Source organism: Kineosporia sp. A_224, assembly GCF_002198655.1.
Classification (GTDB): Bacteria; Actinomycetota; Actinomycetes; order Actinomycetales; family Kineosporiaceae; genus R-H-3.
On sequence record NZ_MWLN01000123.1, the window covers coordinates 12,216 to 28,624 of the forward strand.

The 16,409-nt window shown below is 74.9% G+C and carries 15 protein-coding genes and 1 pseudogene; 2 read left to right on the plus strand and 14 right to left on the minus strand.

All coding sequences use genetic code 11. The features are described from left to right. Nucleotides 1–20: 20 nt before the first annotated feature. The 14 genes from EDJALFJO_RS11165 to EDJALFJO_RS11230 form a co-directional block, all read right to left on the minus strand. Nucleotides 21–944: a PKD domain-containing protein gene (locus EDJALFJO_RS11165; RefSeq protein ID WP_158220394.1), complete on the minus strand. Its 924-nt coding sequence runs from the start codon at nucleotides 942–944 to the stop codon at nucleotides 21–23. Nucleotides 945–1,102: 158 nt separating this feature from the next. Beyond that, entirely contained in the window at nucleotides 1,103–1,483 is a 381-nt protein-coding gene (locus tag EDJALFJO_RS11170; protein ID WP_233149803.1) for a helix-turn-helix domain-containing protein, read from the minus strand. A 342-nt stretch (nucleotides 1,484–1,825) separates the two neighbouring features. Next, nucleotides 1,826–2,356 (minus strand): CinA family protein, encoded by a 531-nt coding sequence (locus EDJALFJO_RS11175; RefSeq protein WP_088285161.1) that lies wholly within the window; start codon nucleotides 2,354–2,356, stop codon nucleotides 1,826–1,828. Further along, on the minus strand, nucleotides 2,353–3,018 hold the full coding sequence (gene pgsA, locus EDJALFJO_RS11180; RefSeq protein ID WP_088285163.1) for a CDP-diacylglycerol--glycerol-3-phosphate 3-phosphatidyltransferase: 666 nt from the start codon (nucleotides 3,016–3,018) through the stop codon (nucleotides 2,353–2,355). Before pgsA ends, EDJALFJO_RS11175 begins: the two co-directional genes overlap by 4 nt. Nucleotides 3,019–3,108: 90 nt before the next feature. Further along, nucleotides 3,109–4,704 (minus strand): 30S ribosomal protein S12 methylthiotransferase RimO, encoded by a 1,596-nt coding sequence (rimO, locus tag EDJALFJO_RS11185; RefSeq protein ID WP_088285165.1) that lies wholly within the window; start codon nucleotides 4,702–4,704, stop codon nucleotides 3,109–3,111. Nucleotides 4,705–4,788: 84 nt separating this feature from the next. Further along, entirely contained in the window at nucleotides 4,789–5,478 is a 690-nt protein-coding gene (locus tag EDJALFJO_RS11190; protein ID WP_088285167.1) for an NYN domain-containing protein, read from the minus strand. Then, nucleotides 5,465–8,254, minus strand: coding sequence for a DNA translocase FtsK 4TM domain-containing protein (locus tag EDJALFJO_RS11195; RefSeq protein ID WP_088285169.1), 2,790 nt, complete (start codon nucleotides 8,252–8,254; stop codon nucleotides 5,465–5,467). The genes EDJALFJO_RS11190 and EDJALFJO_RS11195 overlap by 14 nt, the downstream gene beginning before the upstream one ends. Nucleotides 8,255–8,487: 233 nt before the next feature. After that, the gene (locus tag EDJALFJO_RS11200) at nucleotides 8,488–9,459 is read right to left on the minus strand and encodes a pseudouridine-5'-phosphate glycosidase (RefSeq protein ID WP_088285171.1); all 972 of its coding nucleotides are present in this window, start codon (nucleotides 9,457–9,459) and stop codon (nucleotides 8,488–8,490) included. After that, nucleotides 9,456–10,433: a PfkB family carbohydrate kinase gene (locus tag EDJALFJO_RS11205; RefSeq protein WP_158220395.1), complete on the minus strand. Its 978-nt coding sequence runs from the start codon at nucleotides 10,431–10,433 to the stop codon at nucleotides 9,456–9,458. The genes EDJALFJO_RS11200 and EDJALFJO_RS11205 overlap by 4 nt, the downstream gene beginning before the upstream one ends. Further along, nucleotides 10,430–12,115: a ribonuclease J gene (locus tag EDJALFJO_RS11210; RefSeq protein WP_088285175.1), complete on the minus strand. Its 1,686-nt coding sequence runs from the start codon at nucleotides 12,113–12,115 to the stop codon at nucleotides 10,430–10,432. The genes EDJALFJO_RS11205 and EDJALFJO_RS11210 overlap by 4 nt, the downstream gene beginning before the upstream one ends. Further along, a complete protein-coding gene (gene dapA / locus EDJALFJO_RS11215; RefSeq protein WP_088285177.1) occupies nucleotides 12,112–13,023 on the minus strand; it encodes a 4-hydroxy-tetrahydrodipicolinate synthase in 912 nt (303 codons plus the stop codon). Before dapA ends, EDJALFJO_RS11210 begins: the two co-directional genes overlap by 4 nt. Before the next feature lie 215 nt (nucleotides 13,024–13,238). Next, nucleotides 13,239–13,739, minus strand: a complete 501-nt coding sequence (locus EDJALFJO_RS35965; protein WP_088285179.1) for a dihydrofolate reductase — start codon at nucleotides 13,737–13,739, stop codon at nucleotides 13,239–13,241. After that, the gene (locus EDJALFJO_RS11225) at nucleotides 13,736–14,575 is read right to left on the minus strand and encodes a thymidylate synthase (protein ID WP_369812518.1); all 840 of its coding nucleotides are present in this window, start codon (nucleotides 14,573–14,575) and stop codon (nucleotides 13,736–13,738) included. Before EDJALFJO_RS11225 ends, EDJALFJO_RS35965 begins: the two co-directional genes overlap by 4 nt. Nucleotides 14,576–14,674: 99 nt before the next feature. After that, nucleotides 14,675–15,379 carry an HAD-IA family hydrolase gene (locus EDJALFJO_RS11230; RefSeq protein WP_233149804.1) on the minus strand — a complete coding sequence of 235 codons (705 nt, stop codon included), beginning with the start codon at nucleotides 15,377–15,379 and terminating at the stop codon, nucleotides 14,675–14,677. A gap of 151 nt (nucleotides 15,380–15,530) precedes the next feature. Between EDJALFJO_RS11230 and EDJALFJO_RS11235 the strand changes: the two genes are divergently transcribed. Together EDJALFJO_RS11235 and EDJALFJO_RS34255 are read left to right on the plus strand one after the other, a co-directional pair. Beyond that, a complete protein-coding gene (locus EDJALFJO_RS11235; RefSeq protein WP_198950201.1) occupies nucleotides 15,531–16,103 on the plus strand; it encodes a GNAT family N-acetyltransferase in 573 nt (190 codons plus the stop codon). 29 nt (nucleotides 16,104–16,132) lie between these two features. Next, nucleotides 16,133–16,409 (plus strand): annotated as a pseudogene (locus tag EDJALFJO_RS34255) (DUF1624 domain-containing protein); the annotation flags it as partial.

Sequence of the window (16,409 nt, forward strand, 5' to 3'; positions counted from 1 at the left end):
CGCTGTCGTGTGGGTTCTCGTCAGCGGGGGGTCGTCGCTGTCGCCGTGTTCGAGAGGGCGGTGGCGGGGGTGCCGTCGGTGACACGCAGGCGGTACGTGTAGGTCGAGCGGCTGCTCACCGTCGTGTCGGCGTACGTCGTCGCGGTGGCGGGCAGGGTGCGAAGGTTCGTGAAGGTCGTGCAGCCGGCGCCCTTGCAGCGCTGGACGACGATCGACGTCGTCGTGCTCACCGGGTTCGTCCAGGCCAGCGCGACGCGGGACCTGCTCGTCGCCGTCGCGGCGAGGTCGGACGGCGCGACGAGGGTCTTCTGCTCGACGTAGACCGGCACCCAGGCACGGTCGACGCCGAACCCGCTGCTCACCGCGAGGACGACGAGGTACGTCCCGGCCGCGGTGAAGGTGTGGCTCGCCTGCGCGCCGTTGGCGGTCGTCCCGTCACCGAAGGTCCAGGTCCAGCTCGTGATCGCCTGCCCGGCGAACCCGGTCGAGGCGGCGCCGTCGAACGAGACGGTGAGCGGCGCGGTGCCGGAGGTGGCCGTCGAGGCCAGGACCGCTGTGGGGTTCTCGCCCGTCGAGAAGCCGACCCCGACGGCGGCGACGTTCGAGTACGCCGAGGCACCGGCCGTGTTGACCGCCCGCACCCGGTAGTAGGTCGTGGTCGACATCCCCGGGTCGGTGAACGTCGTCGTGCCGGCCGGGAGCCGGACGGCCTGCACGAACGTCGTGCAGGGGCCGGTGAGGGCGACGCACAGCTCGAGCTCGTAGCCGGCCTCGTCGACGGCGTTGTCGGTCCACGCGAGGGCCGCCGTCCCGCCCCCGGTGTACGCGCCGGTCAGGCCCGTCGGGGCAGCCGGGACCGTGGCCGCCGAGGCAGGCGGGGCGACGAGCACCCCGAGGGCGGCGAGGAGCAGGGCCGGGGCGAGCACGGCGATCTTCTTGAGCATGATCCCGACCCTGCCCGGACCAGGGTGGGGAAGACAACCTGCCCGTCCGGGCATGGGCCACCGCATCCTGCGAACGGTGCCCGTGCAGCGCCGGACGGGACGCCGCCCGGGACCTCGGTCCCGGGTAACCGGGGCCGTTGGTCGTAGGACCTTCGGCGTCAGGCCGCGCTGGCGCTGACGAGACCGGACGCGCGCAGGTCGACCCGCTCGGCGAGGTCGTCCGGGACGGTGTCGGGGACGAGGACCTCGCCCATCGACACGCCGGACATGGCCGCTTCGGACATCGCGACCTCGGAGGGCACGCCCTCGGCCGCGGCGACCCGGTGGCTCACCTCACGGAGCACCGATGACAGCGGGACCTCGAGGGCACCGCAGATCGACGCGAGGAGCTCCGACGAGGCCTCCTTCTGGCCACGCTCGACCTCGCTGAGGTACCCGAGCGAGACCCGCGCCACGGAGGACACCTCACGCAGCGTGCGACCCTGCTGGCGGCGGGCGTCGCGCAGGACGTCGCCGATCTCCTGTCGGAGCAGAACCACGGGCCGTCCTCCTCTCGCCTGCACCCTCTCCGGTGGTACCTCGGCACCCCCGGCCAACGGCTTGAGCCGGTGACTCGGCGTCATCAGGGGATCCCGCCGGGTACGGCTTTCACCAACCGTACCCCGCCGCACCGACGAACGCCCTGCATGGGCACGAGGATTCATGTGGGGGGAACTCCCGCACCGGCGTCCGTGTTCCGCCGTGACGGCGTTCACGTGCGCGTATCGCTCTGCGCGAACGGGGCGCATCGCTGTGGGCGAACAGGCCGCGTCCGGTGATCTCCGGCGCGCTCGGGACGAAACGGACAGTCATCGGGACCCGGCCACGGCCCGGCCGCAGCGTCAGCCCGTGACCGACGCGAGGACGAGCCCGAGGGCCTCGGCGACGGTCGCGGTCCGGATCGCCGTCCGGTCCCCCGCGAGCAGCAGGGGGACGACACGCCCACCCCCGGCGCCCCCGGCAGCCAGGGCCGGCGACAGGCTCACGGCGACGAAGACCGTGCCCGCCGCGTGGCCGTCCTGCGGGTCCGGGCCGGCGACCCCTGTGGTCGCGACCCCGACGTCGGCGCCGAGCCGCTCCCGGACGCCCAGCGCCATCGCCGCGGCGACGTCCGGGTCGACCGCGCCACGGGCCGCGAGCAGGTCCGCATCGACGCCGAGGAGCAGGTGCTTGAGGTCGGTCGCGTAGGCGACGACCCCGCCGCGCAGGACCGCGGAGGCGCCGGGGACGTCGACGACCCGGGCCGCGAGCAGCCCGCCGGTGAGCGACTCGGCGGTGGCGAGCGTCAGACCGCGGGCCGTCAGGGTCGTGACGACCTCCCGGGCGAGCCGGGCGACGTCCTCCTCCCCCGGCGCGTCCCCGGGCGTGGTCACGCGCCGGCGCGGCCGGTCCGCGCCGCGCGGGCCTTGCGCCGGGCGGCGGTCCGCTCGCTGCCGTCGACGAGCCGCACGGCCTTGACGACGTAGTCCGCCCCGGTGATGACGGTCATCGCGACCGCACCGGCCATGAGCACCACCTCGACGGGGTGCATCCAGCCCGGCAGCGGCATGACGTAGAGCGTCACCGCCAGGGCCTGCAGGGCGGTCTTCGCCTTGCCGCCCCGCCCGGCGGGCATGACGCCGTGCCGGATGACGAAGAACCGCATGAGGGTGATGCCGATCTCGCGCGCGAGGACGACGACCGTGACCCACCACCACAGCTCGTCGAGCAGCGACAGCCCCACGAGCGCGGCACCCATGAGCGCCTTGTCCGCGATCGGGTCGGCGATCTTGCCGACGTCGGTGACGAGGCCGCGGCGACGCGCGAGCTCGCCGTCGAACCGGTCGGTCACCACGGCGACGACGAAGCAGGCGGCGGCCGCGAACCGCCACGAGGTCGGCCGGTCGGCGCTCGCGAGGAGCAGCCAGAAGAACACCGGGACGAGGATGATCCGCAGCAGCGTCAGCGCGTTGGCGATGTTCCAGACGCTCACGCCGACCGCGACGGGCAGCGCGACCGGGTCGGCGTCCTCGGAGCGGCGGCGCTCGGTGCGCACCTCGTTCGCCCGGGCGATCGTCTCCCGGGCGCGTTCGACGGCGATCGACTGCGGCCGGACGCCGTCCNGGCGCTGTCGCCGGCGGCCACGTCAGCTCCCCCCGTCGGGGCACGCGACGAGGTCCGGGCCGTCGCTCGCGACGACGACCGCGCGGACGAACCGCCCGACCGCGAGGTCGACGCCGGTCGCGGCGCCGAGGTCGTCGGAGCCGGCGAGCAGGCCGACCAGGCGCGTCACGCCGTCCACCTCCGGGCCCTGGTGCGCGGCCCGGCCCACGGGGACGCCCTGCGCCCCGCCCGGCAGGTCGGCGTCCGCCTCGTCCTCGTGCTCCTCGACGAGCACGTGGACGACGCTGCCGACCCGGTCCTCGGCGCGCTGGGCGACGAGCTCGTCGACGAGGGCGCTGACCCGGGAGACCCGGTCGGCGACCTCGTCGGGATCGACCTTGCCGTCCAGCGTCGCGGCCTCGGTGCCGTCCTCGTCGGAGTACCCGAAGACGCCGACGACGTCGAGCCGGGCCGCGGCGAGGAAGCGTTCGAGCTCGGCGACGTCCGCCTCGGTCTCGCCGGGGAACCCGACGATGACGTTGGACCGGATCCCGGCGTCCGGGGCGAGCGCGCGGACCCGCTCGACGAGCGCGAGGAAGTCGTCGGTGCCGCCGAACCGGCGCATCCGGCGCAGGACCGACGGCGAGGAGTGCTGGAACGACAGGTCGAAGTACGGCACGACGCCCGTCGTCCCCGTGATGACCTCGGCCAGGCCCGGGCGCATCTCCGCGGGCTGCAGGTACGAGACCCGCACCCGTTCGACGCCGTCGACCTCCGCGAGGGCCGGCAGGAGGGCCTCGAGCGCCCGCAGGTCGCCGAGGTCCTTGCCGTAGGACGTCGAGTTCTCGCTCACGAGGAAGAGCTCGCTGACACCCTGGTCGGCGAGCCAGCGGGCCTCGGCGAGGACGTCCTCCGGGCGGCGGGAGACGAACGCCCCGCGGAAGGCCGGGATCGCGCAGAAGCTGCAGCGCCGGTCGCAGCCGGAGGCCAGCTTGAGCGGTGCCCACGGCAGGCTGCCGAGCCGGCGCCGGACGACGCGCGGCCCGCTCGCGGGCGCGACACCCGCCGGCAGGTCGGCGACGGTCGGGGCGGGCGCCGTCGCGGCGCCGTCCGGGCGCAGCGCGGCGGGGACGTGCGACCCGTCGGCGGCGACCGCGGCGGAGCCGTCGCCGTGGCCGGGGAGCGCGACGCCGCGGCCCTGGCGGGCGGCCGGGCTCAGCGGCAGCAGGGTGCGGCGGTCGACGGGCACGTGGGAGGACGGCCGGTCGCCGTGGAGGATCTTCTCCAGGCTCGACGCGAGGTCGGCGTAGGAGTCGAAGCCGAGGACGGCGTCCGCCTCGGGCAGCGACGCCGCGAGCTGCTCGCCGTAGCGCTCCGCGAGGCAGCCGACGGCGACGACGGCCTGCGTGCGGGTCGTCGCGTCGTCCCGGACGTCGGCGGCCTGCAGGAGGGTGTCGATGGAGTCCTTCTTCGCCTGCTCGACGAAGCCGCACGTGTTGACGACCGCGACGTCGGCGTCGGCCGCGTCGTCGACGAGCAGCCAGCCCGCCGCCTCGAGCCGCCCCGCGAGCTCCTCGGAGTCGACGTCGTTGCGGGCGCACCCGAGGGTGACGAGAGCGACGCTGCGCGGTGCGGACACCAGGTCAGGGTAGCCGCGCCCGGCGGGTGGGCCGCGCTGGCGCCCCCGAACCGCCGGGCGCCGTGCGGCCCACCGCGCGCAGGATCAGTCGTGCGACCCGTGCCCGTCGTCCAGCAGCGAGCGCATCGAGCGCGTCGGCGGGAGCCAGGCGCCGCCCTCGGGCAGGTTGTCGAGCCGGATCCGCGGCAGCGGCGTCATGAACGCGCCGGGGACGTCCTCGAGGTCGACGAACGTGATGAGGTCGGACTCCTGCGCGTACCCCGCGACCTCGGAGAACGACAGGACCGCGACCTCGACGCCGGTGCGGGCGAGCTCCTCGAGCGGCTCGAGGAAGTTGCGGCCGTCCCCGCTCGCGACGACGAGCTTGCGCAGCCGGTGCGACTTCGCCCGGTGCGCGATGTGCTCGAGCATGTCGGCGTCGATGTCGTCCTCGGGCCCGAGCTTGGGCCGGGCGAAGACGGCGTACCCGAACGAGCGGATCGCCTCGATCCAGCCGCGCATCGAGACCGCGCCGCCGGCCGGGACGTTCGCGAAGACGCAGCCCTCGACCTCGCGGTCCCCCGCGCCGGCGAGCAGCCAGCGGGCCACGGCGTCGAAGCGGGGCCGGCTGGCCGGCGTCGGGCGCCCGCCGATGACGTTCGAGAGCGTCATGTCGATGTTCGGCGCGTCCCAGACGAGCAGGTCGAGCTCGAGGAGCTCGGGCGCGTCGTCGGCAGCCCCGTCGGTGCCCGGCTGCGCGCCGGGGCCGGTCGGGCCGATGTCAGTCGTCGTCATGTCCGGGCTCCCACAGGTCCTCGACCCGCCCGGCGTTGTCGTCGGGCGGTTCCTCTCCCCGCATGAGAGCCAGTGTGGCGGGTAGGTCGTCCGGTTTCACGAGAACGTCCCGGGCCTTGCTGCCCTCGCTGGGGCCGACGACCCCGCGGGACTCCAGCAGGTCCATGAGCCGGCCGGCCTTGGCGAAGCCGACGCGCAGCTTGCGCTGGAGCATCGAGGTCGAGCCGAACTGGGTCGTGACGACAAGCTCGGTGGCCTGCAGGAGCAGGTCGAGGTCGTCGCCGATGTCGTCGTCGACCTGCTTCTTGACCGCGACGACGGCGACGTCCTCGCGGTAGCTCGGCTGGAGCTGGGTCTTGACGTGCTCGACGACCTGGTGGATCTCGGTCTCGGTGACCCAGGCACCCTGGACGCGCATCGGCTTGCTCGCGCCCATCGGCAGGAACAGCCCGTCGCCCTGGCCGATGAGCTTCTCGGCGCCCGGCTGGTCGAGGACGACGCGCGAGTCGGTGACCGACGACGTCGCGAACGCCATCCGGCTCGGCACGTTCGCCTTGATGAGGCCGGTGACGACGTCGACGGAGGGGCGCTGGGTCGCGAGGACGAGGTGGATGCCGGCCGCCCGGGCGAGCTGGGTGATCCGGACGATCGAGTCCTCGACGTCGCGCGGGGCGACCATCATGAGGTCGGCGAGCTCGTCGACGATGACGAGCAGGTACGGGTAGGGCGTGAGCTTGCGCTGGCTCGCCGGCGGCAGCTCGACCTTGCCGGCGCGGACCGCCTTGTTGAAGTCGTCGATGTGCTTGTAGCCGAAGTCCGCGAGGTCGTCGTACCGCGCGTCCATCTCCTTGACGACCCAGGCGAGCGCCTCGGCGGCCTTCTTCGGGCTCGTGATGATCGGCGTGATGAGGTGCGGGATGCCCTCGTAGGCGGTGAGCTCGACCCGCTTGGGGTCGACGAGGATCATCCGGACCTCGTCCGGCGTCGAGCGCATGAGGATGGACGTGATCATCGAGTTGACGAAGCTCGACTTGCCGGCGCCGGTGGCACCCGCGACGAGCAGGTGCGGCATCTTCGCGAGGTTCGCGACGACGTAGCCGCCCTCGACGTCCTTGCCGACCCCCATGATCATCGGGTGCTCGACCTTGCGGGCCGCCTGGCTGCGCAGCACGTCGCCGAGGGAGACCGTCTCGCGGTCAGCGTTCGGGATCTCGATGCCGATCGCCGACTTGCCGGGGATCGGCGACAGGATCCGGACGTCGGCGCTCGCGACGGCGTACGCGATGTTCTTGCTCAGTGCCGTGACCCGCTCGACCTTGACCGCCGGCCCGAGCTCGACCTCGTAGCGGGTGACCGTCGGGCCGCGCGAGAAGCCGGTGACCTGGGCGTCGATCTCGAACTGGTCGAGGACCGTCGTCAGCGCCTCGACGACCTTGTCGTTCGCGGCGCTGCGGGCCTTCGGCGCGCTGCCCGGGGCGAGGATCTCGGACGGCGGGAGCGTGTACGTGACGTCGCCCGCGAGCAGGAGCTGCTCGACCCGCTGCGGGAGCTGGGTCGTCGGGGGCGCCTCGAGCGGGGTCTTCATGACGACGCCGGGCGCGGCCTCGACCGTGGGGTCGGCGGCGACGGCGCCCGCGGTCGCGGCGGCGCCCGCACGGGCCGACGCCTTCGCGGTGCCGGCCGCGGCGTCGGCGGCCGCGTCGAACGGGACGTCGGCGGTCTTGCCGGCCTTCGCCGCGGCGATCGCGTCGTCGAGCCCGGTCGGGCGCTTCTCCCCCGGGCGCGCCTTCTTGCCGCCCTTTCCGGGTGCGGTGACGAGCGCCGTCTCGTAGGCCTCGTCGCCGACGTAGCCGTCCTCCTCGGCCTTCTTCTGCCGCCGGCGCAGCGCGTGCCGGGCCGAGGAGATGTCGCTGTCGTCGAGGTCCTCGCCGTCCGGGTTGACGTGCCCGGTGAGCCGGTCGTAGAGGTAGCCGAGCCGGTCCGGGATGGCGTGCACCGGGGTGGCGGTGATGACGAGCAGGCCGAAGAACGCGAGGAGGGCGAGGATCGGGACGGCCGCGTAGGTCGTCACCGCGGACTCCAGCGGGGACGACGCGAGGTAGCCGATCATGCCGCCGGCGGCGCGCATCTTCGTCGCGCCCGACGGCGGCGCCGGCGACTCGGAGGCGAGGTGGACGAGCCCGGTCGCTGCGACCGCCATGGCGAGCAGGCCGACGGCGACCCGGTTGTTCTCCTGCACCTTCTCCGGGTGCCGCAGCAGCCGGACGCCGAGCCACAGGAGCACGAGCGGCACGGCGAGCCCGACCCGGCCGAAGGTGCCGGCGACGACGGCGTGGACGCCGTCCCCGAACCGGCCGTCGAGGCCCCACCACTCGCGGGCGGCGACGATGATCGAGACAGCGATGAGGAGGAAGCCGAAGCCGTCGCGGCGGTGCGCCGGGTCGAGCTCACGGGCCCCGGTGCCGATCGCGCGGGCGGTCCCGCCGACGACGTGCGCGGCGCCCATCCAGACCGCGGTCACGGCGCGGACCGGCCACGGCGGGCCGGTGCGGCGCGGGTACGAGCCGGTCGTGCGACCGCGGGGGCTCGTCGTCCGGCCGCCACGGGCGGTGCCGGACGCCGTCCGGCCGGAGGTGCCGCGGGGCGAGGCGGACGTCGACCGGGTGCCGGTGCGGGCACCGCCGGTCGCGACGGGGCGGCCGGACGCCGTGCGGCCGGTGCCGCGTGCCGGGCCGTCCGAGCCGCGTCCGCTCGAGGAGGACGTCCGGGTCGCCATGCTCGCGAGGCTACGCGAACTTCACATCCGCCACACGTGTCACACGCCGTGGCGCAGTGACCGCTCGTCGTGCCGTGACGCGCACCCACCATCACGCAGGGTGCTCACGACCGTGCCCTAGCACCCGACAGAAGCGCTCAGGCACCAGATGTGCACCGTGGAACCGGACAAACCGCCCTCGCCAGGGTGCATACCGGGTGCCTGACCGTGGTCGGGTCCCACCGCCGCGGGCGTCAGCCGCCGAGCGCCACCAGCGCGACGGCCGTCCGGGCCGCGACGGCGGCGTTGTTGCGGACGAGGGCGATGTTCGCGACGAGGCTGCGCCCGTCGGTGAGCTCGTTGATCCGGGCGAGCAGGTAGGGCGTGACCTCCTTGCGCGTGATGCCCGCCCGCTCGGCGTCGGCGATCGCCTCGTCGATCCGGGCGTCGATCTCCTCGGCGGGGATCGCGTCGGCCTCGGGGATCGGGTTCGCGACGAGCACTCCCCCGCGCAGGCCGAGCCGGCGGTGCTCGACGAGGACGGCGGCGAGCTGCTCCGGGGTGTCGACGCGGTGGTCGACGGGCAGGCCGGACGTACGGGAGAAGAAGGCCGGGAACTCGTCGGTGCCCAGGCCGATGACCGGCACGCCGCGGGTCTCGAGCACCTCGAGGGTCTTCGGCAGGTCGAGGATCGACTTCGCGCCGGCGCACACGACGGTCACCGGGGTGGCGCCGAGCTCGTCGAGGTCGGCCGAGACGTCGAAGGTGTGCTCGGCGCCGCGGTGCACGCCGCCGATGCCGCCGGTCGCGAAGATCCGCACGCCCGCGAGGTGGGCGAGGTACATCGTCGCCGCGACCGTCGTCCCGGCCGTCGCCCCGCGCGCGACGACTGCCGGCAGGTCCTTGCGGGACGCCTTGACGACCTCGCCACCACCGTCGTGGGTGCCGTCCGCGCCCTCGGCCGAGCGCGCGAGCCGCTCGAGCGCCTCGTCGTCGAGCCCCACGCAGAGCCGGCCGTCGAGGACCGCGATCGTCGCCGGGGTCGCGCCGTTCGCGCGGACGACGTCCTCCACGCCACGCGCCGTCTCCAGGTTCGCCGGGTACGGCATGCCGTGGGTGATGATCGTCGACTCGAGCGCGACGACCGGCCGGCCCTCGGCGAGCGCCTGCGCGACCTCGGGGGCGAGCTCGACGGGCGGGGCGGCGGCGGGCGGGACGACGGTCATGGCAGCAGGTCCTCAGGGGTCAGGTCGGGGACGACGGTGTGCTCGGAGATGACGGTGCGCGCGGCGACCCGGGTGCCGAGGCCGACGGCGCGGGGCAGGTCCTTGCCCGCGAGCAGGCCGGCGAGGGTGCCCGCGACGAGGGCGTCGCCGGCGCCGGTGACGTCGACGGCGTCGACCGGGACGACGTTCATCGACGCGAGCTCCGTCGCGGTGACGACGAGCGGCCCGCGCGGGCCGCGGGTGAGGACGACGGCCGCGGCGCCGCGGCGCTGCGCCGCCGCGGCGAGCTCGGTCTCCCACCCCCCGTCGTCCGGCCCGACGGTGAGCACCGCACCGGTGGCGGCCGCGAGCGCCCGCGCCTCGTCGACGTTGCAGAACAGGACGTCGACCCCGGTGAGGTCCGCGGGCAGCCGCACGGCCTTCGCGGTCGACACCGCGTCGACCGCGACCCTGGCCCCGGCCGCCCGGCACACCGCGATGCTGCCCGCGAGCGCCTCGGCTGTGAGGTTGCAGTCGAGGAAGACCCACGCCACGGCCGGGCCGCCGGCGATCGCGGCCGCGACGTCGTCGGGGGTCACCTGCGTGAGGACGTCCATCGCCGCGACCCCGATCTCGAGGTCGCCGGACGGCGCGATGACGGCGACGTACTCGGCCGTCGTAGCACCGCGCACCCGGCGGACCCCGGCGACGTCGACCCCGGCCGCGGCCGCGTGCGCGAGCAGCCCGGGCGCCGCGGCGTCGTCCCCGACGCACGCGACGAGCGCGACGTCGGCCCCGAGCCGGGCGAGGTTCTCCGCGACGTTGCGGGCCACCCCGCCGTAGGACGCCGCGGCCCGCGCGGGGTTCGACGTCCCCGGCACCGCGGGCGCGAGGAGGTGGAGGAGCCGGTCGACGACCGCTCCCCCGACGCAGACGACCCGGCCGGTCTGCCGTGCCGTTTGCGCCCGCGTACCCCCGGTCGACCCCTCGCTCACGCCTCGACGACGAGCGGGATGATCATCGGCCGGCGCCGGTAGGACTCGTTGACCCAGCGCCCGACCACCCGCCGCACGACCTGCTGCAGCTGGTGGGAGTCCGTCATGCCCTCGGTCACCGCGGCCGCGATGGCGTCGGTGATCCGCGGCTTGACCTTGTCGAAGACGGCCTCGTCCTCGGCGAAGCCGCGGGCGTGGATGTCCGGGCCGGCGACGACCTTGCCGCTGCCGGAGTCGACGACGACGACGATGGAGATGAAGCCCTCCTCGCCGAGGATCCGCCGGTCCTTGAGGTCGACCTCGGTGATCTCGCCGACGCTCGAGCCGTCGACGTAGACGTAGCCGCACTCGACCTTGCCGGTGATCCGGGCGACGCCGTCGACGAGGTCGACGACGACGCCGTCCTCGCAGAGCACGACGCGGTCCTCGGGGACGCCCGTCTTCACCGCGAGCTCGGCGTTCGCGACGAGGTGCCGGACCTCGCCGTGGACCGGCATGACGTTGCGCGGCCGGACGATGTTGTAGCAGTAGAGGAGCTCGCCGGCGCTGGCGTGGCCGGAGACGTGGACCCGGGCGTTGCCCGAGTGCACGACCTTCGCGCCGAGCCGGGTGAGGCCGTTGATGACCCGGTAGACCGCGTTCTCGTTGCCCGGGATGAGCGACGACGCGAGGATCACGGTGTCGCCGCGACCGACGCGCACCCGGTGGTCGCCGTTCGCCATCCGGGACAGCGCCGCCATCGGCTCGCCCTGGCTGCCGGTGCACATGAGCACGATCTGGTCGTCGGGCAGGTCGTCCGTCGCCTTGATGTCGACGAGGACGCCGTCCGGCACGTGCAGGTAGCCGAGGTCCTTCGCGACGCCCATGTTCCGGACCATCGAGCGGCCGACGAGGGCGACCTTGCGGCCGTGCGCGACGGCGGTGTCGAGGACCTGCTGCACCCGGTGCACGTGGGAGGCGAAGCTCGCGACGATGATCCGCCGGTCGGCGCCGGAGAAGACCCGGTCGAGGACCGGGGTGATCTCCCGCTCGGAGACCGTGAAGCCGGGGACCTCGGCGTTCGTGGAGTCGACCATGAACAGGTCGACGCCGGCCTCGCCGAGCCGGGCGAAGGCGCGCAGGTCGGTGATCCGGCCGTCGAGCGGGAGCTGGTCCATCTTGAAGTCGCCGGTGTGGAGCACCGTGCCGGCGGCGGTCCGGACGGCGACCGCGAGCGCGTCCGGGATCGAGTGGTTCACCGCGACGAACTCGCACTCGAACGGGCCGAGGCGCTCGACCTGGCCCTCCTTGACCGCCAGGGTGAGCGGCTGGATCCGGTGCTCGCGCAGCTTCGCCTCGACGAACGCCAGGGTGAGCTGGGAGCCGATGAGCGGCAGGTCCGGCCGCAGCCGGAGCAGGTACGGGACGGCGCCGATGTGGTCCTCGTGGCCGTGCGTGAGCACCACCGCGACGACGTCGGCCATCCGGTCGGCGATGTAGGTGAAGTCGGGCAGGATCAGGTCGACGCCCGGCTGGTGGTCCTCGGGGAACAGGACGCCGCAGTCGATGATCAGCAGCTTGCCGTCGATCTCGAGGACAGACATGTTGCGGCCGACCTCGCCGAGCCCGCCGAGCGGGACGACGCGCAGGGCGCCGGCCGGCAGGACGGGGGGCGGGCCGAGCTCGGGGTGCGGGTGGCTCACAGGAGGCCCGCCGCGACGAGGTCGGTGCGCAGGGCGGAGACCTGCTCGTCGGTGGCGGGGACCAGGGGCAGACGCATGGTGCGGTTCGTGAGGACTCCTTGGAGCTCTAGGGCGGCCTTGGCCATGATCGCGCCCTGGGTACGGGTCATGATCGCGGTGACCGCGGGGATGAGCCGGTCGTGGACGGCGCGGGCACCGGCGACGTCGCCGGCGTCCATCGCGCGCACCATCTCGGCGTACTGCGCTCCGGCGACGTGGCCGACGACGCTGACGACCCCGGCCGCGCCGTGCGCGAGCCAGGCGAGGTTGAGCGCGTCGTCCCCGGAGTAGTAGACGAGGGCCGTACGGGCCATGACCTCGGACCCGGCGAAGAGGTCGCCGGTGGCGTCCTTCACCGCGACGATCCGGTCGTGCCCGGCGATCCGCAGGAGCACCGGGGTCGTGATCCGGACGCCGGCCCGGCCGGGGATGTCGTACACCATGACCGGCAGGTCGGTCGCGTCGGCGACGGTCGTGAAGTGCGCGACGAGGCCCTCGGCCGGCGGCTTGTTGTAGTACGGCGTGACGACGAGCAGCCCGTGGGCACCCGCCTTCTCGGCCTCGCGCGCGAGCTCGGCGGTGTGCCGGGTGTCGTTCGTGCCGACGCCCGCGACGACGCGCGCCCGACCGCCGACCGCCTCGAGGACGACCCGCAGCAGGGCCTCCTTCTCGGCGTCGGACGTCGTCGGCGACTCCCCCGTGGTCCCGGAGACGACGAGCCCGTCGTGCCCGAGCCCGACGAGGTGCTCCGCGAGCGCCCCGGCCGCGTCGAGGTCGACCTCGCCCGCGGCGGTGAACGGCGTGACCATCGCGGTGAGCACCGCGCCGAACGGGCGGCCCGTCGAGGGCGCGGCAGAGGACGGCGACATGCGGCCAACGCTACCGCCCGGCGCGCCCGGGACGTCGGGCGTGTTCACCCGGGGTGGTGCCGGCACCGGCCGGAGGCCGCCCGGCGGGCCGCCGGGGACGAAGAATCCCGGTGCTGACCGCTCGGGGGTCCGGGCAGCACCGGGATTCCGCAGGTACATCGCACAGCGCGTGCCGCCCGTTACACGGACTGCTCACAGGCAGGAAGTGACGCGCGTCACACTCTGGTGCGCGTCGTCACCGCGTACCGGAGGCCGGTCGTGGACACGCTCCAGCCCTGGGCGGGGACCCGCTCGCCGACGGCCCAGCCCGGCCCGAGCACGGGCGCCCGGACGACGTCCTCCCCCGTCTCGTCGACGACGAGGTCGACCGTGGTGACGACCGCGGTGCCGGCCGCGGCCGCGAACGCGGCGTAGACCTCGGCGCCGCCGATGACCCACGGGTCCGGGTGCCGGGCCAGCGCCTCGCCGACCGAGCCGACGACCTGGGCCCCCGGGGCGTCGTAGCCCGGGCTCCGGGTGAGGACGACGTTCGTGCGGCCCGGCAGCGGCCGGAACCTCGGCGGCAGCGACTCCCACGTCCGGCGGCCCATGACGACGACCGATCCCGTCGTGAGGCGGGAGAAGTGCTTGAGGTCCTCCGGCAGGTGCCAGGGCAGCGTTCCGCCGACCCCGATGACCCCGTTCGTGCTCTGCGCCCAGACGAGCCTCGCGCTCACACCGCGACCGGGGCGCGCAGCGCAGGGTGGTGCCGGTAGTCGACGACCCGGAAGTGGTCGTACGTGTAGTCGAAGAGCGACGCGGCGGGGGCCACCTCGAGCGTCGGGAAGGCGAACGCCTCCCGGCCCAGCTGCTCGCGGACCTGGTCGACGTGGTTGGCGTACACGTGGCAGTCGCCGCCGACCCACACGAGGTCGCCCGGGGTCATGCCGACCTGCTGCGCGACGAGGTGGACGAGCAGCGCGTAGCTCGCGATGTTGAACGGGACGCCGAGGAACATGTCCGCGCTGCGCTGGTAGACCTGGCAGGACAGCCGCCCGCCGGCCGCGTAGAACTGGAAGAGCAGGTGGCAGGGCGCCAGCGCCATCTGCGGCAGGTCGGAGACGTTCCATGCCGAGACGACCATCCGGCGCGAGTCCGGGTCGGTCCGCAGCGTCTCGACGACCGCCCCGAGCTGGTCGACGTCCCCGGAGGAGGTCGGCCAGGAGCGCCACTGCTTGCCGTAGACGGGGCCGAGGTCGCCGGTGTCGGAGGCCCACTCGTCCCAGATCGTCACGCCTTGCTCCTGCAGCCAGCGCACGTTCGTGCCGCCCCGCAGGAACCAGAGCAGCTCGACAGCGAGCGACTTGAAGTGCACGCGCTTCGTCGTCACCAGCGGGAACCCCTGGGAGAGGTCGTAGCGCAACCGCTCGCCGAACGTGCTCACCGTGCCGGTGCCGGTCCGGTCCTCCTTGGGGGCCCCGGTCTCCAGGACCCGCCGCAGGAGGGCCTCGTACTGGGTGTCCGGCTCCCCACGCTCCGCCGCCGCGATGTCCACCGTCGTCTGCTCGCCCACGTCGCCTCCTCGTCAGTGCGCCGCAGCCTAGCGGCGCCCACCGACGACGCCCCGGAGCGCCGTCGGACCGTCGCCGGACCGTCGTCGGACCGTCAGCTGTCAGCCGGCGGCGACCACCCGGACGCCGCCCGGCCCGGTGACGAACCGGACGTCCACGAGCGTGGGCACGACGACGTCCGCGTCGAGCTCGCCCGCCGGGTGCGTCGTGACGACGGCGAGCGTCGCGGCGCCGGCCGCCCGGCCTGCCACCAGACCGGCGGGGGCGTCCTCGACGACGAGGCAGCGGACCGGGTCGGCGCCGAGCCGGCGGGCCCCGAGCACGAACGGCTCCGGGTCGGGCTTGCCGTGGGTCACGTCGCTCGCGGTGACGACGACGCCGGGCGCGACGAGGCCGGCGGCCGCGATCCGGGCGTGCGCGAGGAGCCGCGTGCAGGAGGTGACGACGGCGGCCCGGCCCGCGGGCAGCGCGGCGAGCGCCTCGACCGCACCGGGGAGCACGAGGATGCCGCCCGCGGCGTCCTCGATCTCCAGCGCCTCGATCCGGGCGAGCGCGTCGGCGTGCCGGGCGGGGTCGTCGACGACGGTCGCGATGATCTGCTTCGCCGGGACGCCGTGCCAGCCGGTGAGCCGGTCGAGCGGGACGCCGTACTCCCCCGCCCACTCCAGCCACGACCGCTGCACGGACCGCGTCGAGTCGACGAGCGTGCCGTCCATGTCGAAGAGGACCGCGTCGAAGACGGCACCGTCGAAGAGCGCGCCGTCGGCGTCGGTACGGCCCGCGGGGCCGGCGTCGAGAGAGGTCACCTCCCGACGCTAACCCGCGCCGCGGCCGCCGCCCGACCGCACGGCGCCCGCCCCGGCGGCGGACGTGACGGACACCACCGGCGGACCACCCGCACGGCCGTCCCGCGAGGTCCACGTGCCGGGACGGCCCGACCCGGGAGACACTGCCGTCGTGGATGCCCCCGACGAGACCGCGGACGTGCTGCGGCCCCCGACCGCCGACGCCTCCGTCCGCCCGGCCCGGCCGGCGGACGCCCCGGCGATCGGCGCCGTCCAGGCCCGCGCGTGGCGGGCGGCCTACGCCGACGTCCTCGACGCCGACGCGCTCGGGCGGCTCAGCGCGGACGACCTCGCGCAGCCTTGGCACGAGGCGGTCGCCCGGCCGCCGTCGGCGCGGCACAGCGTGCTCGTGGCCTGCGCCGGGAGCGCGGTCGTCGGCTTCGCGGCGGTCGCCCCGAGCGGCGACCCGGACGCCGGGCCGGACGACGGCGACCTCGTCGTCCTCGCGGTCGACCCCGCGCACCGCGGCGCGGGCCACGGGTCCCGGCTGCTCGCGGCCGGGGCGGACACCCTGCGCTCGGCCGGCGTGACGACGCTGCGGGCCTGGGTACCGGACGACGACACGGCCCTGCGCGGCTTCCTCGCGTCCGCCGGCGCGGCCCCGGACGGCGCGCACCGCACCCTCGAGGCGGCCGACGGCCGCGAGGTCGGTGTCACCCGCCTCGTGGCGTCCCTCGACGGCTGACCGCCGGGCCACCCGTGGACGACGCACCCGTGGGCGACACGGCCGGGCAGGAGGTGGCCGAGCAGGTCCGGGTGCCGCCGCCCGGCCCGCGGCCCCGGCTGCGCGGCGTCGACGCGGCCCGCGGTGTCGCTCTCGTCGGGATGGTCGCCACCCACGTGTGGCCGGGCACCGGCCCCGGCGACCCGGCCCCGCTCGCGGAGGTCGTCGCCGGCGGCCGGGCCTCGGCCCTGTTCGCCGTCCTCGCCGGCTGCGGCCTGGCGCTCGCGACCGGCGGCGCGCAGCCGTGGGCCGGCCGCCGCCTCCGCG